The sequence below is a fragment of the Nitratireductor sp. ATLC21 genome (genome assembly GCF_057196525.1).
This window is the reverse complement of sequence record NZ_JBXUOU010000001.1, coordinates 812,954-831,678: the sequence shown is the minus strand read 5'-3', so window position 1 is coordinate 831,678 and position 18,725 is coordinate 812,954. Positions and strand designations below refer to the sequence as shown.

17 protein-coding genes are annotated in these 18,725 nt (G+C 59.3%); 10 read left to right on the top strand and 7 right to left on the bottom strand.

Annotated features, from left to right (window positions below):
- Positions 1–69: 69 nt before the first annotated feature.
- The 6 genes from AC2CHD_RS04085 (at position 70) to AC2CHD_RS04060 (ending at position 6,388) form a co-directional block, all read left to right on the top strand.
- Positions 70–342, top strand: a complete 273-nt coding sequence (locus AC2CHD_RS04085) for a hypothetical protein (RefSeq protein WP_229448958.1) — start codon at positions 70–72, stop codon at positions 340–342.
- Positions 343–564: 222 nt separating this feature from the next.
- A complete protein-coding gene (locus tag AC2CHD_RS04080) occupies positions 565–1,998 on the top strand; it encodes a UbiA family prenyltransferase (RefSeq protein WP_484552668.1) in 1,434 nt (477 codons plus the stop codon).
- A gap of 3 nt (positions 1,999–2,001) precedes the next feature.
- The gene (locus AC2CHD_RS04075) at positions 2,002–3,351 is read left to right on the top strand and encodes an FAD-binding oxidoreductase (protein ID WP_484552667.1); all 1,350 of its coding nucleotides are present in this window, start codon (positions 2,002–2,004) and stop codon (positions 3,349–3,351) included.
- 111 nt (positions 3,352–3,462) lie between these two features.
- A complete protein-coding gene (locus tag AC2CHD_RS04070) occupies positions 3,463–3,900 on the top strand; it encodes an EamA family transporter (RefSeq protein WP_229448961.1) in 438 nt (145 codons plus the stop codon).
- On the top strand, positions 3,897–4,904 hold the full coding sequence (locus tag AC2CHD_RS04065) for an NAD-dependent epimerase/dehydratase family protein (RefSeq protein ID WP_484552666.1): 1,008 nt from the start codon (positions 3,897–3,899) through the stop codon (positions 4,902–4,904). The genes AC2CHD_RS04070 and AC2CHD_RS04065 overlap by 4 nt, the downstream gene beginning before the upstream one ends.
- A 56-nt stretch (positions 4,905–4,960) precedes the next feature.
- Positions 4,961–6,388 carry an aspartate aminotransferase family protein gene (locus AC2CHD_RS04060; protein WP_484553210.1) on the top strand — a complete coding sequence of 476 codons (1,428 nt, stop codon included), beginning with the start codon at positions 4,961–4,963 and terminating at the stop codon, positions 6,386–6,388.
- Positions 6,389–6,666: 278 nt separating this feature from the next.
- On the opposite strand, the gene AC2CHD_RS04055 is transcribed toward AC2CHD_RS04060, so the two are convergent.
- Entirely contained in the window at positions 6,667–8,394 is a 1,728-nt protein-coding gene (locus tag AC2CHD_RS04055) for a hypothetical protein (RefSeq protein WP_484552665.1), read from the bottom strand.
- Positions 8,395–8,631: 237 nt separating this feature from the next.
- Between AC2CHD_RS04055 and AC2CHD_RS04050 the strand changes: the two genes are divergently transcribed.
- Together AC2CHD_RS04050 and AC2CHD_RS04045 are read left to right on the top strand one after the other, a co-directional pair.
- Positions 8,632–11,151: a GcvT family protein gene (locus AC2CHD_RS04050; protein WP_484552664.1), complete on the top strand. Its 2,520-nt coding sequence runs from the start codon at positions 8,632–8,634 to the stop codon at positions 11,149–11,151.
- Between the two features lie 92 nt (positions 11,152–11,243).
- Positions 11,244–12,086 carry a DUF1194 domain-containing protein gene (locus tag AC2CHD_RS04045; protein WP_484552663.1) on the top strand — a complete coding sequence of 281 codons (843 nt, stop codon included), beginning with the start codon at positions 11,244–11,246 and terminating at the stop codon, positions 12,084–12,086.
- Between the two features lie 6 nt (positions 12,087–12,092).
- Here AC2CHD_RS04045 and AC2CHD_RS04040 read toward each other — a convergent pair whose 3' ends face one another.
- The 5 genes from AC2CHD_RS04040 to AC2CHD_RS04020 all read right to left on the bottom strand — a co-directional run bounded on the left by AC2CHD_RS04040 (position 12,093) and on the right by AC2CHD_RS04020 (position 14,624).
- Positions 12,093–12,578 carry an SRPBCC family protein gene (locus AC2CHD_RS04040; protein WP_229448966.1) on the bottom strand — a complete coding sequence of 162 codons (486 nt, stop codon included), beginning with the start codon at positions 12,576–12,578 and terminating at the stop codon, positions 12,093–12,095.
- A gap of 81 nt (positions 12,579–12,659) precedes the next feature.
- Positions 12,660–13,658 (bottom strand): GlxA family transcriptional regulator, encoded by a 999-nt coding sequence (locus AC2CHD_RS04035; protein WP_484552662.1) that lies wholly within the window; start codon positions 13,656–13,658, stop codon positions 12,660–12,662.
- Positions 13,659–13,874: 216 nt separating this feature from the next.
- Entirely contained in the window at positions 13,875–14,015 is a 141-nt protein-coding gene (locus AC2CHD_RS04030; protein ID WP_229448968.1) for a hypothetical protein, read from the bottom strand.
- Between the two features lie 264 nt (positions 14,016–14,279).
- Positions 14,280–14,411 (bottom strand): hypothetical protein, encoded by a 132-nt coding sequence (locus tag AC2CHD_RS04025; RefSeq protein WP_255663563.1) that lies wholly within the window; start codon positions 14,409–14,411, stop codon positions 14,280–14,282.
- Positions 14,412–14,441: 30 nt separating this feature from the next.
- Positions 14,442–14,624, bottom strand: a complete 183-nt coding sequence (locus tag AC2CHD_RS04020) for a hypothetical protein (protein ID WP_229448969.1) — start codon at positions 14,622–14,624, stop codon at positions 14,442–14,444.
- 131 nt (positions 14,625–14,755) lie between these two features.
- Between AC2CHD_RS04020 and AC2CHD_RS04015 the strand changes: the two genes are divergently transcribed.
- Both AC2CHD_RS04015 and ligD read left to right on the top strand, forming a co-directional pair.
- Entirely contained in the window at positions 14,756–15,655 is a 900-nt protein-coding gene (locus tag AC2CHD_RS04015) for a LysR substrate-binding domain-containing protein (RefSeq protein WP_229448970.1), read from the top strand.
- A 47-nt stretch (positions 15,656–15,702) separates the two neighbouring features.
- Entirely contained in the window at positions 15,703–16,602 is a 900-nt protein-coding gene (gene ligD / locus AC2CHD_RS04010; protein WP_484552661.1) for a non-homologous end-joining DNA ligase, read from the top strand.
- A gap of 55 nt (positions 16,603–16,657) precedes the next feature.
- Here the strand turns inward: ligD and AC2CHD_RS04005 are convergent, their stop codons facing one another.
- Positions 16,658–18,715 carry an ASKHA domain-containing protein gene (locus tag AC2CHD_RS04005; RefSeq protein ID WP_484552660.1) on the bottom strand — a complete coding sequence of 686 codons (2,058 nt, stop codon included), beginning with the start codon at positions 18,713–18,715 and terminating at the stop codon, positions 16,658–16,660.
- Positions 18,716–18,725: the final 10 nt, after the last annotated feature.

Here is an 18,725-nt window from a genome sequence, read left to right as displayed (position 1 = left end):
AGGTTGAAATCTCTATAAACGGGGCCAAAGGGCAGTCGTGCCCGCTGTTACAGGGGTGGTGAAACACCGATGAAAACCATGAAGATATTTGCACTTGCGGCCACCACGTTCATTTTCGCCGGCGGTTCGGCCTTTGCTGCGAGTGTGGTCAATCGCGACAGCGAACCACAGACCATCGTCGTTACCGAAGGCGGCTCGCAATCGGAGATCGTGGTGGGTGCGGGCGAAACGATCGAGTTCTGTGCGGCCGGCTGCTTTGTCACCATGCCCAATGGTGACCGCGAAGTGCTGACCGGTTCTGAAACGGTCGAGATTTCCGAGGGCCGTGGCCGCGTGCGCTGAGTGTATCGGTCTCGAGGTTCGAATGCCTCATCAACAAAACTCCGGCAGACCCTGCCGGGGTTTTTTTGTGCGCCTGGTTTTCGCTGCTTGTCCTTAGGGAAGCCTTAAGCCTGTTTTTGATTTCTGTCTGCACATTTGCCTCGTCTATCGATGGCTTCAGACTTTGGAAGCTCCTTTCGCGTATGGCCGTTTGAAGAACGGTCATCTCGTCGGGGGGCTTTTATGGACGCGCGATCTGAACGCAATGCAGTGCCTTTGGCTGTCGATCTCGACGGCACGCTGATTGCGACCGATCTTCTGTGGGAGAGCCTCTTTATGCTCCTGCGCCGGAAGCCGCTGTGTCTGTTTCTCCTTCCACTTTGGCTGCTGGGCGGCAAGGCGCGGCTCAAATGCGAGATCGCCGCACGTGTAGAGCTGGACGCGGCAGGGTTGCCTTACCGGCAGGATCTTCTCGCACAGCTACGCAAAGACAAGGCAGACGGGCGACATATTGTTCTGGCAACGGCTTCGCCGAAGAAATTCGCGGATGCAATCGCAGAACACCTCGGGGTTTTTGACGAAGTCATCTCCACCGAACCCGGGCGCAACATGGCATCCGGCATGAAGCGTGACGCGCTGATCGAGGCGTTTGGCGATGGCGGATTTGACTATGCGGGCAATAGCCGCGCCGATGTTGCTGTCTTCGATGCCGCACGCAGTGCGATCGTGGTTGCGCCTGATCGCGCCGCCGCGCGCTGGCATGCCGTCAATGGTGGCGAGTTGCTGACGGCACCCCGGCCAACGGTCAAGACTTATGTAAAAATGCTCAGAGTTCATCAATGGCTGAAGAACAGTCTGATCTTCGTGCCGCTGATTCTCAGCCATGAATATTTCAATGTTCCGCTGCTCGTCCTCTGTGTCCTGGCCTTCATCTCATTCAGCACGGCGGCCTCGGCCATCTATATTCTGAACGATTTTTTCGACCTCGGACTGGACCGCCGGCACCCCACGAAGCGGAACAGGCCCTTTGCAAGCGGGATGCTTTCCATTCCTTTCGGCTTTGCCTCGATGCTCGCGCTTCTGGCGATCAGCGGCGCAACGGCGCTTTTCCTGCCGCCGCTTTTCGGCCTGGTGCTGATTGCCTATCTGGTGGCCACGACCGCTTACTCCCTATCCCTCAAGCGGATGTTGCTGATTGACGTGTTGACGCTGGCAGGTCTCTACACGGTGCGCATTCTTGCCGGTAGCGCGGCGACCATGATTGGCGTCTCATTCTGGCTACTGGCATTCTCCGTGTTCTTCTTTCTCTCGCTTGCGCTGGTCAAGCGGTATGTTGAGCTCCGCTCCACGGAGCTCCCGGCCGGCGAGCGCATTGCGGGGAGGGGGTATCGCGCAGAGGATCAGGAAGTGATTGCGCAGGCGGGTATGGCCTCCGCCTTTTCCTCGGCGATGGTTCTGGCGCTCTATATTCAAAGCAGCGCTGTGCGTGATCTTTACGAGATGCCGTGGCTGATCTGGCCGCTTTGCCCAATCGTCCTCTACATCACGATCCGCATGTGGATCCTGGCGCGGCGCGATGAAATGCATGACGATCCCATCGTCTTCATCATCAGTGACTGGCGCAGTCAGCTGTTTGGTTTGCTTGGTGCGCTTCTCCTGTTCACGGCGGGGCTCTGAGGCATGACTGAATTCGGGGCGTTCGGATTGGTGCGCAAAGGCACGGCTCAGGCGATCGGCGCTGAAGACGCGATCCAGCGGCTGTGTACGGGCCGGGGATTGCCTGAGACAGTTCTGCCCTATGGCAATGGGCGCTCCTACGGTGACACATGTTTGAACGATGCCGGCGCGCTGATCGACATGCGCTCCATGAAGCGCATCCTCTCATTCGATGCGGAGAGCGGGATTCTGACGGCTGAGGCCGGGCTCATGCTGTCGGACCTCATTGCTCATGTCGGTCCAAGGGGATGGTTTCCCGCCGTGGTGCCGGGCACGCAGTTTGTCACCCTGGGCGGCGCGATTGCCAATGACGTGCATGGCAAGAACCATCATTGGCGCGGCACGTTCGGATGCCATGTGGTCTCGTTCACGCTGCTGCGCTCGGACGGCCAGACGCGGCATTGCAGCGAACAGGAGAACGTGGAGCTCTTTCGCGCCACCATAGGCGGCATGGGGCTGACCGGCCTCATCGTCGAGGCGACGATCCGGCTGATGAAGGTCGCTTCCGTCGATGTGAACGAGCATGTGCGTGGCTTTTCGGGGCTCGGCGAATATTTTGACCTTGCCGAAGAGGCTGACACCAACAACGAATATGCTGTGGCCTGGCTCGATCAACTGGCTTCCGGCGCCAATGCGGGCAGGGGGTTCCTGCTCACGGCAAATCATGCGGAGGATGGGGAGGTCTACAGTTCTCCTTCCAGCCCCCGTCTTGCCATTCCATTCCGGCCACCGCTCAACCTCCTGAACCGCTGGTCCCTGACCCTGTTCAACCGTGCATTCGCATGGAGCAAGGCACGGGTGGAGGGGGTCCGGCGTTCTTCATATCAAAGCTATTTCTTTCCGCTCGATGCCGTGCGCCACTGGAACCGGCTCTATGGTCCGCGTGGTCTTCTGCAGCATCAAAGCGTGGTGCCGTTCGACGCGGCGCGGGAGACCATTCCGGCCATGCTGATGGCGGCGCGCGAGGCCGGGCAGGCTTCGTTTCTGACCGTGCTCAAGCGTTTCGGCGATGTCGCTTCGCCAGGCATTCTCTCGTTTCCGAGGCCGGGCTATACGCTGACGCTGGACTTCTCCAATGCCGGCTCGGCCACATATGCCCTGTTTGAGCAGCTTGATCGCATGACGGTCGAGGCGGGCGGTGCGGTCAATCCCTACAAGGATGCGCGCATGGGAGCGGATTTGTTCGAGGCGTCTTTCCCGGGATGGCGCGATCTCGAGGCGTTGCGCGATCCTGCATTTCTTTCCGACTTCTGGCGGCGCACGGCGCTGCAATTGCCGGCCGAGGCCACACGGGGGCGCCATGCTGCCGAATAAATGGCCGGTTCCGGTTGCGCACCGAAAAACTCACGCAATGGATGCAATTTTTCTGCAGCGCTTCACGCTTTGTTTGCAAGAGGACGCTATGACGGACAAGGGCGGGACACGATGAAATATATACCCTTCATACTCTTCACGGTGATGACCAACGCGGCTGCGCAGCTCATGCTGAAGCACGGCATGATGACGCTCGGCGATTTGAGCTTTGCCGGTGCCAACCCGATCCTGAAGATCCTTCAGATTGTCTTCAGTCCGTGGATTTTCGCGGGCCTGTGTGTGTTCGTCATTTCCATGGCCTCTCATCTCTACGTGCTTTCGAAGGTGGATCTGTCCTTCGCCTATCCATTTCTGAGCCTTGCCTATGTGGCGGTGGCGGTGTTCGCGTATCTGCTCTTCAAGGAGGATCTGAACGCCTATCGCATTGCCGGCATTGCGCTCATCTGCGTCGGCACCGTGCTGATCGCACAGAGCGGCCGCGAGATGCCTGAAGAGCAGGCAGCGCTCGCCAAAGACAAACCTCAGTCCGAAAGGTCGATGATCCAATGAGACATATCATTTTTGGCGGTGACGGCTTCGTCGGCCGGCACCTGGCCCCCAAGCTCGTGGCCGATGGCGAAGAGGTGATCGTTGCCGATATCGTGAAGAGCGACCTGCCGCACTATCGCCAGGTGACGTTTGTCCATTGCGATGTGACCGATCCCGCGGCGATTGAGGCGGTGGGCATGAAGGCCGACGACATGGTCTATAACCTGTCGGCCAAGATGCTCTCGCCGATCCAGGTGCGCGCCAAACGGCACGATTTCTTCTATCCGGTGAATTATCACGGCACGGTCAACATCATTGAGGCGATGGACAAGGCGGGTGCGAAAAACCTCGTCCACTTTACCACCGACATGATCTACGGCCATACCGTCACTTATCCGATGACCGAGGATCACCCGGTTTCGCCGCTTGGCGAATACGGCCAGTCGAAGCTCGATACGGAAGTGCTGGCAGCCGAATGGCGCAAGCGCGGCATGAACATCTCGCTGTTCCGCCCGCGTCTCATCATCGGGCCGGGACGCCTGGGCATTCTGGAAAAGCTGTTCAAGCTGGTGGACATGAATCTGCCGGTGCCGATGATCGGCTCGGGCAAGAATCCCTATCAGTTCATCTCTGTGTTCGACTGTGCGGAGGCTGCGCGCCTTGCCTGGAAGGCCGGTGTGCCGAACGAGGCCTATAATCTCGGCTCGCTCAACCCGCCGCCGGTGCGCAAGCTGCTTGGCGATCTGGTGAAGCATGCGGGCTCCAAATCGATCCTTGTGCCGACGCCCGGATGGGCCGTGAAGCGCACGCTCGATTTGCTTGACCGAATGAACATGCCGCTCATGGATCCGGAGCAATATCTGATTGCCGACGAGATGTGCGTGCTCGACGTCTCCAAGGGTGAGCGCGACCTGGGCTGGGTGCCGCAATACAATGATGGCGACATGCTGATTGCCGCCTATGACGAATATCGTGCCAAGAAATCTGGCCAGGCCGTCGGCGCCAGCCAGGTTGCGGCCGAGTAGGAGAGGTCGCCATGACCGTCGTGACAAAGACCGAGACAGAAGGGGCAAGGCCCGTGATGGATGCACCCGAACTCGCACCCAGGACAATCGCGAAACCCGATCTTCTCACCGTGGAAGATGCCAAGGCTTTGAGCGTCGAGCGGATGACCGATCTGTTCAAGGCGCATCTGAACCCCGGCCAGCTTCACTTCATGAAGCTTCTGGGCTTCCACAAGATCAAGATCGAAAGCGCTGAGGGGATGTATTACATCGACCAGAACGGTCGAAAGATCCTCGACTTCTTCGGCGGTTTCGGGTCGCTGGCCTTCGGCCATAACCATCCTCGGATTCTCGAAGCGCGCAAGAAATTCCAGGACGAGAAGCGCCATGAGATCGCCATCGCCTTTATGTCGCAATATGCGACGGCGCTCGCTGCCAATCTGGCCGCCTGTTCGCCGGGTGAGCTCGACATGGTGTTTTTGGGCTCTTCGGGCTCCGAGGCGATGGAATCGGCGATCAAGCTCGCCGAGCGCGCGGCCGGTCCCAAGCGGCCGAAGGTCGTCTATGCAGAAAATTCCTTCCACGGCAAGACCAAGGGCGTTCTCACCATCACCGATGGCAATCTCTACCGCGCCGAGTTCCGCCTGACGGACAACACGGTGCGTGTACCCTTTGGCGATATCGATGCCATCGAAACAGCTTTCCGCACCGATCCGGAGATTGGCTCGATCGTTCTTGAAACGGTGCAGGGCGGTGGCGGCATCAACGAGGCGCCGCGCGAATTCTGGCAGAAGCTGCGCCAGCTCTGCGACCAGTACGGCGTGATCTGGGTGGCCGACGAGGTGCAGTGCGGCTACGGGCGGACCGGCCGTTTCTACGCCTTTGAGCACTATGACGTGGTGCCGGACATCACCGCGCTCGCCAAGTCGCTGGGTGCCGGCAAGGCGGCCATGGCCGCGATGATCGCCAAGCGCGACATCTACATGAAGGCCTATGGCACGCCGAAAACGGCGATGATCCACGCCATGGCCACGTTTGGCGGTATCGGCGAGGCCTGCGCCACGGCCATCGAGGGCACCAATGTGCTCTACGACGAGGCGCTGATGGAGAACGCCGAAAGCACCGGCGCCTATCTGGTCGAGCGTCTCAATGCGCTGAAGGACAAGTATCCGCGCATCATCAAGGACATTCGCGGCCGTGGCTGCATGGTCGGGCTCGAATTCCATGATTTCTCGCAGACCCTGCCGGCGGTCCTACGCCCGGTGGTGGGTGTGCTGGACGAAAAGCTGAAGGGTTCGCTCTCTGGCTTTGTCGGTGCGCTTCTGCTGCGCGATTACGATGTGCTGGTGGCCTTCACCGAATACAACCGCAATGTCATCCGTCTCCTGCCGCCGCTCATTATGCGACCCGAGCATGTGGACAAGCTCGTGGACTCGCTCGATGCGCTGCTTGGGCGCGGTGTCGTTTCCATCGTGAAGGATTTCGTCAAAAGCCAGGTGAAGTGAGAGCCTGCTTCTGAGAGAATGAGTCTGAAACGCTTTTCAAGGCTTTGAAACGTTTAGGAATAGCGCCTCTCGCGCGACAACTGGCCGGGCTTGTCCCGGCCTTCTTTTTGTCTGCGATGGCGTTCGTTCCTCATCCGCCTGCCGGCACCTTCTCCCCGCAGGCGGGGAGAAGGAGGCTTTCATCAGCGTTGCGGCCATCGCCCTTCTCCCCGTAAACGGGGAGAAGGGGCGGCAGGCGGATGAGGGGTGTGCGCCCGGCTTTGAAAGAGCTGCCGCGCCTATTCGATCCGGTCTGCCATACGGGGGCTGAGATAGGCATCGAAACATTGGTTAAGCGCGATGCGCTCATGGTCCTGCATGGCGGGGGCGTAAATCTTCAGAAGATCCGCATTGGCCGTGGTCAGTGGGCAGGTGGGGTGCAGGATCAGGTCCGTGTGGCGAACGGCTTCCAGCGCTTCGGCATCCGGCGGGGGAACGGCGCGTGTCGGATCGGCACCAATGGCCACATGCAGGGGCGCACTCCGATCCAGTAGCCAGGGGAAGGGATTGACGAAGTTGAGGTTGAGGATGGTTTCGAACCTGATTCCCTGTTCCGCTTCCAGCTCGCGGATCGCGTCGATGGCACCGTCGATGGCCAGGAGATGCGCGGCCTGAAAGTCGAATTCCGAATAGTACATATAGGCCGGAAGTTCCTGAATGCGGATGAAATCGGCATAGGTATCGCGATGCCGGGCGTAGAAATCGAGCATCTTTTCCGACCGCCGGAGGACTTCGGGGCGCATGTTGACGCGTCCCAATGTTTTCAGGTTGCTGTTCGGCAGCTCAACATTCTTGATCGCGCCGATATAGGTGCGAGCCGCGCGCTCAACCGTGTTGACGAGTGGCGGGAGTGCTGCTGCAGCGGCGAGAGCGACTGCGACCAGAAAGGCCGGGCTGCGGGCCGTTTCGGTTTGCCAGAGCCGCGTGAGGGCGGGCAGAATTGCGGGCCAGATGAAGATGAGCGCCTGGCTTCCGGTGTTCTGGGTCTCGAAGAAAATGCCGGCGATGAGCACCGCCATGATCCAGAAGGCTTCATGGTCGATGACGCTTGCCATGCCCGAGAGGCTTCCCGAGCGGAGTTTTGCCAAAAGGGCGGCGCGATCGTGGAAGATCAGCGTGAGTGCGAGAAGGCCCGCCGGAGCGACAATGCCGAATGTGTGGGACGCGGCCTGAAGGAAACGCGGCAGAAGGCTTCCCTCATTCATCACCACCAGTGCCAGAATATCGGCGAAATAGTTGAGCGTGAAACCGCTTGCGGCTTCCAAAAGACCGAGAATGCCGAGGAACAGGACGGCGGACGCGATGGCGGTTCGCAATGAGATGCGGCCTGCTGCGAAGGCAAAGGCGCAAAGCAGCCCGCCTGATACGAAGCCGGTGATCTTTGTCAGGAAAAGCCCTGTCATGCCGGCGACAATGGAAATCAGCAGGAGGCGCTGATCACGCAGATAGATGAGCGCGACAGTCAGCACATAAAGAAGCTGGCAGACCTGCCTGTTGTATATGCCAAACCCGTCGGAGCCGGGAAAGGAATAGAATTCGCGTGTGTTGAAAGGCAGCACGGCGAAGACGAGGAATGGCAGGAGCAGCGCCAGCGCGGTGGCGCGTGACCTTTGATCCACTCGCCAGAGTGCCAGCGCCATCAGCGGTGCGGTGACTGCAAAAAGCGACCAGTGCACCAGAAGCAGCGGTTGTGCGTTGGAAAAGAGTTTGACGCCGCCGGCAAACAGATAATAGCCGAGGGGGCCTACCGGTGCGAAGAAATCCGTGGCCGGAACCTGCCCGGAAAAGAGCCTGTTGGCAGCATCGAAATAGATGAACAGGTCCCAATACATGGGGCCGATCGGCACATTCAGCGGCAGGGCGAGAAACGCCGCCATCACAAGTGCGGTGATCGCGAGAATGGAAACCGGGCTTGTCAGCCAAGTGCGCCGTTTTGCTGTCGCTGCGTGATCGACCGCCATCGTCATGTGTGTCCCCGAAAGCAAATATCCTGCCGTTGGGGCATTTTTTACCGGAGAGGCGGTGAAAAGAGGTTAATCGGCTGGGCAAAACGTCCGATTTGCTTAATGGCGCGCGCCGCTTCTGTGATGTCGCATTCAGGCAAAACAGCCCTGTGCCCGTCAGACTAGGATCGGCTTCTGTCACGGGTCATATCCAGCCTGGCTGCACAGTTCGGCCGGAGAGCGATCGAGGGGAGTGAGAGCATGAAGGCCAATGCGCGAGCGGTAGTCATCGGCGGTGGTGTGGTGGGGGTATCGACGCTCTACCACCTGGCCAAAAAAGGCTGGTCTGATGTGGTGCTGCTTGAGCGCAAGGAATTGACATCCGGCTCCACCTGGCACGCCGCCGGCTTGCTGCCGCTGTTCAACATGAGCTACTCGGTCGGACAGATCCACAAATACTCGGTGAAATTCTATCAGGAGCTTCAGGAGGAGACCGGCATGAATGTCGGTTTCACGCAGTGCTCCAACATTCGTCTCGCGCGTACCAAAGATCGTTGGGACGAGTACATGTATTACGCCGGGATTGCCGAAACCATTGGCATTCCTGTCAATGTTCTCACGCCTGAACAGGTGAAGGAGATCTGGCCGCTTTGCGAGACCGACGGGCTTCTCGGCGCGATCCAGCATCCCGACGACGGCTATATCCAGCCGGCCGATCTGACACAGGCACTTGCCAAGGGCGCGCGTGATCTCGGCGCAACCATCTATCGCAACACCGCGGTGACCGCGATTGCACAGGGCGATGACGGGACCTGGACCGTCACCACCGACAAGGGCGAGATTGCCTGTGACCATGTGATCTCCTGCACCGGCAATTTTGCCCGCAGGACGGGTGCCATGGTCGGGCTCGACGTGCCGGTGATCCCGGTCGAACACCAGTACATCGTCACTGAGCCGCATCCCGCCATTGTCGCGCGCAAGAAAGAGGGGCTGCCCGAAATGGGCGTTCTGCGCGAGAGCGATTCCTCCTGGTATATGCGCGAGGAGAATGGCGGTCTCCTGCTTGGTCCTTACGAGGTCGGTGCGCCCTGCTGCTATGTGGACGGTCCGACCGACGACAGTGAGTACGAGCTGTTCCAGGAGGATCTGGAGCGGCTCATGCCCTATGTGGAAACGGCGATCGCACGGGTTCCGGCCTTTGGCGAGGTGGGGATCAAGAAGATCTACAATGGCGCCATCGCCTATACGCCCGACGGTTCGCCGATCATCGGACCGGCGCCCGGCCTTAAGAATTTCTGGCTGAATGAGGGACACTCATTCGGTGTGACGGCGGCCGGCGGGGCCGGCTGGCAGCTTGCCGAATGGATTGTGGAGGGCGAGCCCTCCATCGACATGATGGGTGTCGATCCGCGCCGCTTCGGACCCTATGCCACCGAAGGCTATCTGCGCGAAAAGAACGAGGAGGCCTATGCCAATGTCTTCACCGTGCATTATCCGGATGAGGAGCGCCCGGCCGCCCGGCCACTGAAGACGACGCCGAGCTATGAGCGAATGAAGAAGCTCGGTGCCGTGTTCGGCTCCGTTTACGGGTGGGAGCGGCCCAACTGGTTTGCGCCGGAGGGTTATCAAGTTACGGAAAGCGAACTGGGCGTTGGTGCGGATGTTCTCCTGAAGCACAATCACGCGCCGGCGCTTGCTGATGGTCGTGTCGTTGAAAAATGGTCGTTCCGCCGCTCAAACTATTTTGAGCATGTCGGGAACGAGGTGAGGAACGTCCACGAGAATGTCGGGCTTCTCGACATGTCGGCCTTCGCCAAGATCGAGGTTTCGGGGCCGGGGGCAAGGGTCTGGCTCGACAGCATTCTCGCCAATCGTATCCCGAAGAAGCGGGGCAGGGTGGCGCTGTGCCATCTGCTCACGAAGAACGGCGGGGTGCGTTCCGAATTCACGGTTTACGAGTGGAAGCCGGGGCGGTTCTATCTGGTGTCCGCCGGTGCCTATGAGGCGCATGATCATGACGTGCTCTTCAAGCTTGCTCCCGATGACGGTTCCGTTGCTCTGCGGCCATTGACGCAGCAATATGGCGTGTTCGTTCTGGCCGGGCCGAAAAGCCGTGACGTGATGCGCAGGCTTACCCGCACGGACCTATCCAATGCGGCGTTTCCGTGGCTTTCGGGCAAGGAGATTTCAATCGGGCGTGCGAGCGCCCATGCGCTGCGCGTGAATTTCGTAGGTGAGCTTGGCTGGGAGTTGCACCATCCGATCGAGCAGCAGAGCCTGATCTTCGATCTGATCATGGACGCAGGCGCGGAGTTCGGCATCAAGCCCTTCGGCATTCGCGCCATGACAGCGATGGCCATTGAGAAGAGCTATCGTCTGATCCCACGCGAACTCTCCATTGAATATACGGCCTGGGAAAGCGGGCTCGACCGTTTCGTTCATCCCGACAAGGGTGATTTCATCGGTCGTGAGGCGCTTCTCAAGCAGCGCGAGTCGGAGCTCAACTGGAACTATGTCACGCTGCAGGTTGCGGGTGTCGTTGACGCCGATGCGCGTGGTAACGAGGCAATCTACAAGGCCGGAGAACTGGTCGGGCGCGCCACCCATGGCGGTTTTGGCTGGCGGGTGGGCAAAAGCCTGGCGCTCGCCATGGTGCGCCCCGAGCATGCTGCGGAAGGGACTGAACTGGACATCAGGATTTTGGGCAAGCTCCACCCGGCGAAGGTGATCGGAGAAAGCCCGTTCGATCCAGAGAATGCAGCCTTGCGCGCCGACGGCTAGCGAATTGCAAATCGTTCTTCGCTCTTGTTCAGGTGGACGATTACGCCAAATAGCGGGATTTGTATGCGGTCGATCATGCGCTAGACTGGGCTATGCGCAGGTCAGAAACGACTCAGCGATTTCCTAGAAGCAGCTTGATCGCTGCCTTCGTTGGGTTTTGCAGCGTTTTTTTTGCTGGCGGACCGGCAGCGAAAGCCCAGGAAATCGTTGATGTCCAGCTTGTTTTGGCGGTCGATGTCTCGCTGTCCATGTCCTCAGGCGAACTGGAGATTCAGCGCCGCGGATATGCAGAAGCTCTTGTTCATGATGACGTTGTGAACGCCATATTGAGTGGACTGCATGGAAAGATTGCCGTGACCTATTTCGAATGGGCCGGTCATTTTTCGCAACGCGTGATCATCCCCTGGACCCGCATCGCTTCTGCTGAAGACGCTCAGCGCGTGGCCGAGCAATTGTCAGCCAATCCCCCTAGCAGTGCGCGCCGGACCTCGATCTCCGGCGCCCTTGATTTTGCCAGTGATCTGCTTGCTGAAAGCGGGTTCCGGGGGCTGCGCCGCGTGGTGGACGTCTCCGGAGATGGTCCCAACAACCAGGGCGGCCCGGTGGTAGCGGCACGCGACCGGCTGGTGGATATGGGCATAACCATCAATGGCCTGCCCCTGATGACCAATGGCGGGCTGACAACCAGTTTCGACGTCAAGGACCTGGATACCTACTATCGAAACTGTGTGATCGGAGGGCCGGGCGCCTTTGTCGTGCCGGTGAATGACTGGTCGCAGTTCCCAGAAGCCATTCGGCGCAAGCTTGTGCTGGAGCTTGCGGACACGAAAAAGCACGAGCTGCATGTGGTGCTCGCGCAGTTTCATAGTGCCTATGACTGCCTCGTCGGCGAAAAGATGTGGCGGGACCGCTCCTGGATGTGGCGCGATCCCTGATGGCACTTACAGTCTGGAGGCAATCTCTTCGAGTTGCTCGGCGCATTGGCCCCAACCCTCATGGAAGCCCATCTTTTCATGAGCTTCGACATCTTCCGCGTTCCAGTGGCGCGCCCGGGCGATATAGCGTGTCTTGCCTTCGCCCGCGTCCTCCAAGGTGAGGATCATGGTCATGAAGGGCTTTTGAGAGGGCTTCCACGCCTCGGTAAAGGCATCGGTGGTAACGATTTTCTCGTTCTCAATCACCTCAAGAAATACGCCTGGATTGGGATACTCGTTTCCATCCGGATCCCTCATAACAACGAGGCTTGAGCCGCCCGGGCGCACGTCCATCTCAACTTTCGAGATGGTCCATGGCTTTGGTACGAACCATTGCTGGAGGATCTCCGGGTCTGTCCAGGCACGGAAGATTTTTTCGCGCGGTGCATCGATGATGCGGGCCAGAACCAGTTCGTTTTCGGCGGACGGTGTGACGTCGATGGTCGTGGTCATTGTGGTGCTCCCATTGGTTGTCTATGCATCGAGAACGAATGGCAGACCTCCACTCCGACACGTGCCGTTCATTTTTTTCGGTCAAGCGACGAGAAGCTGCTTGCGGTCGGCGCGTTCCTGCTGGGGCGATCGGGCGTAGAGTTCGCGGTAGCATTTTGAGAAATGCGATGCCGAAACAAAGCCACAGGCGACGGCAACCTCCACCACAGGCAGGGAAGACTGGATAAGCAGGTGGCGGGCTCGGTCGAGCCGGATTTCCAGATAATAGCGCGCTGGGGAACGTCCCATCTCCTGCCGGAAGAGCCGCTCGATCTGGCGGCGGGAAAGGCCGACATTCTCGGCGATCTGCACCAGAGAAAGAGGTTCGGCCAGGTTGGCCTCCATCAGTTCGATGATGGTCAGGACTTTGGAATTTTGAACACCGAGCCTGGCCCTCAGCGGCAGGCGCTGGCGGTCGGATGGGCTGCGGACGCGATCTGTTAATAATTGCTCGCAGACCCGGTTGATCAGGCTCTCATCGAAATCTTCACCGATCAGTTTCAGCATCATATCCATTGCGGCTGTGCCACCAGCGCAGGTGTAGATATTCGCCTCTGTCTCGAAGAGATCAGCAAACACATGGGCACGAGGGTATCTTTCAGCGAAACCAGGCAGGTTCTCCCAGTGTATTGCGCATCGCCGGTCGGTGAGGAGACCGGCTCCGGCCAGAACATAGGCTGCCGTGCACAGCCCGCCAATGGCGACGCCGCGGTTGTACTCCTCGCGCAGCCAGGCAAAAACGGTCTTGTTGTTGTAGTCCTCGATGTTCAGACCGCCGCACACGATGACCATTGACGGGCGCTCGTGCCCGACCATCTTCTGCCTTTCGGCTGCGAGAGAAGTCCCGACGGCAACCTCCACGCCATTGGATGCGCGAACAGGTGCTCCGTCGCTGCTTGCCAGGCGCCATGTATAGGCCTCATAGCCTGCCATCCGATTGGCGGTTCGCAAGGGCTCCAGCGCGGCCGAAAAAGCCATCATGGTGAAGTCGGGGATGAGAAAGAAAACGATTGACCGTTTGTGATGGTTCTCGCCCGGCATGGTGCCTCCCGATCGCACATGACGCCCGCTTCCCGGGTCAAGTCGCTGTCATCCAAGCGTCATCAGGAAACGGGTTTTCTGTCAATCCGGGAGGCCGCGCAGGGCGTGTTTTACCGGCATTTGCGTTCGATGCCGACGATCCCGAGTGCGCAAACAATGTTCTCCCCCGCGCCGGTGTGACGCGGTGGGTGTTCAATATGGCCTGGGAGGGATTTGTCAGTTGACGAGAAAACCGAACCGCGCACCAGCGAGTGCGCCGGTCTCACCCGGCATGGTCTTGCCGAACCGCTGACGGGCAAACACCGTGTTCGGGTTCGAGCCCCGTTGGCGGCGTATAAAGCGGGCAAACAGCTTCATTCTGCGCTCCAGAAACATTTTTATCGAAAGACAATCGGCTCTCACCGAGCGCCTTCTCATGCAGGATGGAGTGGGGTCGCTCGTTCGATGCAGCGAAATTATCGTGTGCGGATGATCAAGGAGATGGAAAAAGCGAAGCGCACGTTAGAAAAAGCGACATTCAGAGGATTTGCAGCGCAGGGCAAAAAAAGACCCCGACATACGGGCCGGGGTCAGCTTCGCTTAGGATAGGCTGCGCATAAGCGCGTGGCTTTTGTCTTCATGTCAGTGCGAGCACCGGCCTGAGGGCCTGGGCTTCCTCGCGGGGTGGCTGCCGTATTTCGCGTGATGGGTCATCGCGTCGAACTCGATCGCGAAATCCCGCACGGCCTTCAGGGCCTTTGTCAGCAATGTCATTCCACACTCCTCCTTGTCTGGGACAGCACTTCAGAAACGGGATATGCTGCGATTGTCCTGCCCATCGGACTGAACACCGGTGTAATGTGCGGGCCAGCCGATATCCTTGCGGATTTCTGCAGGAAGCGTGTCGATCAGACGCTCGGTGCGCCTACGGTTCAGAGTCGTCCGGTAGTGACGGACATACTGGTTCATGCGTGTGAATACAGACATTGTCCTTCTCCTCTGTCTGGCTGCTTTGCCAGACGTCATCGCCTGACAAGGTTGACTATGCCGCAAGGTTGATGTTCAATCAAACACAATCGAATGATCTTTTTGTTCAAAGTTATTGAATGGAGAACGGCATGAACGCCCCCCTCAATCATCCGATGCCCTTATTGGAGCTCGATGTGCTGCGCACCTTTGTGGCAATTGCGGAGACCGGCAGTTTCACCGCAGCGTCCAATGCGGTTTTCCGGACGCCTTCAGCCGTCTCCATGCAGATCAAGAAGCTCGAGGAAATGTTAGGACGCTCGGTCTTTCAGCGCGATGCGCGCTCGGTGTCACTCACTGCAGACGGTGAGTTATTATTGAACTATGCTAGGAGATTGCTGGCTTTGAACCGGGAAGCGGTATCGAAGTTCGTGATGCCCGATATCAGCGGCATCGTTCGATTAGGATCGCCGGATGACTATGGCGAGCGCATCTTACCCAGCGTTCTCAAACGCTTTGCAGAAACCCACCCTTCCATTGCTGTCGATGTGGTCATTGACCAGAGCGCGAACCTGCGCAAGCGCATGGCCAACCGGCAGCTCGATCTTACACTTCTCACATGCACCGAAGGATCTGAAGACAGCAGCGTTCAGATCGTTTTCACCGAACCCATAGTCTGGGCGGGTGCCAAGGGCGGTTGCGCTCATTTGCGCGAACCGCTGCCGCTTTCCCTTTGGGAGGAGGGCTGCGCCTGGCGCGCTGGCGCGCTCTCTGCCATGGAAAAAGATGGCCGCGACTACCGTATCGCCTATATGAGCGCCCACACGGCCGGACAGCGGGCTGCTATCCTGTCGGACCTCGCCATCGCGCCACTGCCCAAATCCTTCCTGCGGGACGATCTCGTGGAACTTGGTCCGAAGGACGGTTTGCCGAAGCTATGCAACTATCACATCGGCATGGTCGTTGCTCCTGATGCCTCGGCGCCGGTGCGGGCTGCGGCCGACCATATTCGCTCGACTTTCGATATTTTCAGCGAATCCGGTCGGTTTTGAACGAAACGCGCGCCGTCGGAGCTGAAACAAGCTGGAGGCCGGTGCAGATGAGTTCGGATGATCGATTGCAGATTGGCGGTGTTTCGCTGTCCAGTCCGGATAAGGTGCTGTTCGAAGAGGACAGTATCACCAAAAGCGACCTGGCGCGGTATTATGAGCAGGCGAGGCAGCGGATGCTGCCGCATCTGAAAAAGCGGCTCATCAGCCTGGTGCGTTGCCCGGACGGGCGGGCGAGGCCCTGCTTCTTTCAGCGGCATGGCGGGAAAGGGTTCCCGGAGGCTGTGCGACGCCTGGAGATAGCCGAGAAGAGTGGCGACAAGGACGAATATCTCTATATCGATGATTTGAAGAGCGTGATCGCTGCAGTGCAGATGAGCACGCTGGAATTCCATATCTGGGGCTCGCGCATTGATCGCCTCGAGTTCCCCGACCGGCTGGTCTTCGATCTTGACCCTGACCAGGAACTCGATTTCAACGCTGTTCGAAGCGCGGCATTTGCCGTGCGAGCCCGACTGGCTGATCTCGGCCTGCGTACAGTGGCTCTTTTGACCGGGGGCAAGGGTATCCACGTAATCGCGCCGCTGGAGCGACGCCGGCAATGGGCTGATGTCAAGGATTTCGCCCGCGGGTTTGCAAAACGTCTTTCCGACGACGAGCCTGAACGGTTTTTGGCGGAAGCCTCGAAAGCCAAGCGGGAAGGGCGGGTTTTTGTCGACTGGCTGCGCAACGAACGCTCGGCCACGGCCATCGCGCCTTATTCGACGCGAGCGAAGCCCGGAGCGCCAGTGGCCACACCTGTCTCCTGGAGTGAGCTCGAGGCCATCACTTCATCCAGTGCGTTCAACCTGACCTCTATGCCAGAGCGACTGAAAGCACCTGATCCTTGGGCCGAGAGTGCCGACTGGCGCCAATCGATCACCGATAAAATGCTGAAAGCCGTGCATTGAGGGCAGGGCCTCTGACAATGAATGCAGACGTTTTGCATCCATTCGCATGTTGCTGCTATTGGTGTTTCCTTCGTGCCGCACGTTCCTCGCGGGAGCGCCGGCGAGGGCGCGCGTGGCCTGTTTCATTGGCTGCGGTATCCGACCTCGAACGAGGGGGGAGATGCACCTGCCCGGCGAGTTTCAGGAACGGGTCGACCTTGTTGGGAAGAGCCATGGCATTCACGAAATGCTCCTGGAATTTTGGCTCAAGCGCTGTTTCGATTTTCTCGATGCGGCGCACCGTTTGTTCGATTTCACGGCGATGGTCGCGATTGAGCAAGGCCATGCGTGCACCCGTTCCGGCGGCGTTGCCAACCGCCGACACACGGGCCAGATCGCAATCGGGTATGAGACCCAGAACCATGGCATATTGCGGATCGATGAAGGAGCCGAAGGCGCCGGCAAAGCGGATGGTGTCCACGGTCTCCACGTCCTGCTTCTCCATCAAAAGCTTGATGCCGGCATAGAGCGCCGCCTTGGCAAGCTGGATGGCCCGTACATCATTTTGGGTGACAGTGATGCGCGGTTCAGTTTCGCTCAGAACATAGGAAAACGTACGGCCCTCGGCGACGATGCGCGGACTTTCACCCGCCAGCATTCCGTTCACCACACCATCTTCGGAAATGATGCCGGCGAGATACATCTCCGCGATGACCTCGATGATGCCGGAGCCGCAGATGCCGGTGACGCCGGTCTGGCCGAGCGAAGCGAGAAAACCCGGTTCGTCCGACCAGAGCTCGCTGCCGATCACACGAAAACGCGGTGTGAGCGTTTCACGGTCGATGCGCACCCGTTCGATGGCGCCGGGTGCCGCGCGCTGACCGGATGAAATTTCCGCACCCTCGAAGGCAGGACCGGTGGGTGAAGATGCGGCGACCACCCGGCTTTTGTTGCCCAGAACGATCTCCGCATTGGTCCCCACATCGACGATGAGCATCATTTCAGCCTGCCGATGCGGGCCTTCAGAAAGGGTGACGGCAGCCGCGTCGGCTCCGACATGGCCCGCAATGCAGGGCAGGAGATAGGTTCGCGCGCCCGGATTGAGGTTGAGTTTCAAATCGTCCGCCCTGATGCTGACGGCCTCGGACACTGCCAGCGCGAAGGGGGCACCGCCAAGTTCCGTCGGGTCTATGCCAAGAAACAGGTGGTGCATGATGGGATTGGCAACAAAGACGGTGTCCAGAATGTCGGTGCGCGCGATGCCGCCGTCTTCGGCAACTTTCTGCACGAGTTTGGAGATTTCCTCGCGTACGGCGCGGGTCATGCCCTCGCGTCCGTCCGGGTTCATCATCACGTAAGACACCCGACTCATCAGATCTTCGCCAAAGCGGATTTGCGGGTTTGACGCGCCAGCCGAGGCCACCACGCGGCCCGACAATAGCGACACGAGATGCATGGCGATGGTGGTGGAACCGATGTCGCAGGCAAGCCCGTAGGCCTCATTCTTCAAGCCCGGCCACAGAGCAATGAGCCGGGCAATGTCGTCATCCGCGTCTTGATGGAGGGCGGCGGTAACGGCCCAGTCTCCCTTGCGCAAGATCGCCTGCACTTGTGGCAGGAGATGCGCGTCTACCTCGATGCGACCAAAGCTCCAGTCTCTCTGCAGAGCGGCTTTCAGGCGGTCGAGATCGCCGAGGGGCTTGTGCATGTCGGGCTCTTCAACCTCGACATAGCAAAGGTGCACGGCGGGGTGTCGCTCGATGACACGCGTATCGGCGTCCTTGCGCACCACTTGCGCATTGATGACCGCATCCTGGGGTACATCAACCACCAGATCACCCTCGATGGTGGCGGAACAGGAAAGGCGGCGGCCGGGCGGCAGAACGCGCTTTTCTGCATATCGGGCTTCCTTTGCGCCGAGCGGTGATATGTGAGCCGGGGACGAAGAAATCTTGTGCTTGGCGAAATGTCCTTCCTGCACCTCAATCTGGCATCGGCCGCAGGTGGCGCGCCCGCCGCACACGCTCTCCACATAGACACCAAGCTGCCGCGCGGCATCGAGCACGGTCGTGCCCCTTCGGAAGCGACCCCGCTTGCCCGACGGCATGAAGAGCACGAGGGGATCGTCATTCATGGCGAGGTCC

What these genes read in the sequence shown, in the direction of transcription:
- AC2CHD_RS04085 (WP_229448958.1), top strand. Translation starts at nt 70, where the DNA reads ATGAAAACCATGAAGATATTTGCACTTGCGGCCACCACGTTCATTTTC.
- AC2CHD_RS04080 (WP_484552668.1), top strand. Translation starts at nt 565, where the DNA reads ATGGACGCGCGATCTGAACGCAATGCAGTGCCTTTGGCTGTCGATCTC.
- AC2CHD_RS04075 (WP_484552667.1), top strand. Translation starts at nt 2,002, where the DNA reads ATGACTGAATTCGGGGCGTTCGGATTGGTGCGCAAAGGCACGGCTCAG.
- AC2CHD_RS04070 (WP_229448961.1), top strand. Translation starts at nt 3,463, where the DNA reads ATGAAATATATACCCTTCATACTCTTCACGGTGATGACCAACGCGGCT.
- AC2CHD_RS04065 (WP_484552666.1), top strand. Translation starts at nt 3,897, where the DNA reads ATGAGACATATCATTTTTGGCGGTGACGGCTTCGTCGGCCGGCACCTG.
- AC2CHD_RS04060 (WP_484553210.1), top strand. Translation starts at nt 4,961, where the DNA reads ATGGATGCACCCGAACTCGCACCCAGGACAATCGCGAAACCCGATCTT.
- AC2CHD_RS04055 (WP_484552665.1), bottom strand. Translation starts at nt 8,394, where the DNA reads ATGACGATGGCGGTCGATCACGCAGCGACAGCAAAACGGCGCACTTGG.
- AC2CHD_RS04050 (WP_484552664.1), top strand. Translation starts at nt 8,632, where the DNA reads ATGAAGGCCAATGCGCGAGCGGTAGTCATCGGCGGTGGTGTGGTGGGG.
- AC2CHD_RS04045 (WP_484552663.1), top strand. Translation starts at nt 11,244, where the DNA reads ATGCGCAGGTCAGAAACGACTCAGCGATTTCCTAGAAGCAGCTTGATC.
- AC2CHD_RS04040 (WP_229448966.1), bottom strand. Translation starts at nt 12,578, where the DNA reads ATGACCACGACCATCGACGTCACACCGTCCGCCGAAAACGAACTGGTT.
- AC2CHD_RS04035 (WP_484552662.1), bottom strand. Translation starts at nt 13,658, where the DNA reads ATGCCGGGCGAGAACCATCACAAACGGTCAATCGTTTTCTTTCTCATC.
- AC2CHD_RS04030 (WP_229448968.1), bottom strand. Translation starts at nt 14,015, where the DNA reads ATGAAGCTGTTTGCCCGCTTTATACGCCGCCAACGGGGCTCGAACCCG.
- AC2CHD_RS04025 (WP_255663563.1), bottom strand. Translation starts at nt 14,411, where the DNA reads ATGACATTGCTGACAAAGGCCCTGAAGGCCGTGCGGGATTTCGCGATC.
- AC2CHD_RS04020 (WP_229448969.1), bottom strand. Translation starts at nt 14,624, where the DNA reads ATGTCTGTATTCACACGCATGAACCAGTATGTCCGTCACTACCGGACG.
- AC2CHD_RS04015 (WP_229448970.1), top strand. Translation starts at nt 14,756, where the DNA reads ATGAACGCCCCCCTCAATCATCCGATGCCCTTATTGGAGCTCGATGTG.
- ligD (WP_484552661.1), top strand. Translation starts at nt 15,703, where the DNA reads ATGAGTTCGGATGATCGATTGCAGATTGGCGGTGTTTCGCTGTCCAGT.
- AC2CHD_RS04005 (WP_484552660.1), bottom strand. Translation starts at nt 18,715, where the DNA reads ATGAATGACGATCCCCTCGTGCTCTTCATGCCGTCGGGCAAGCGGGGT.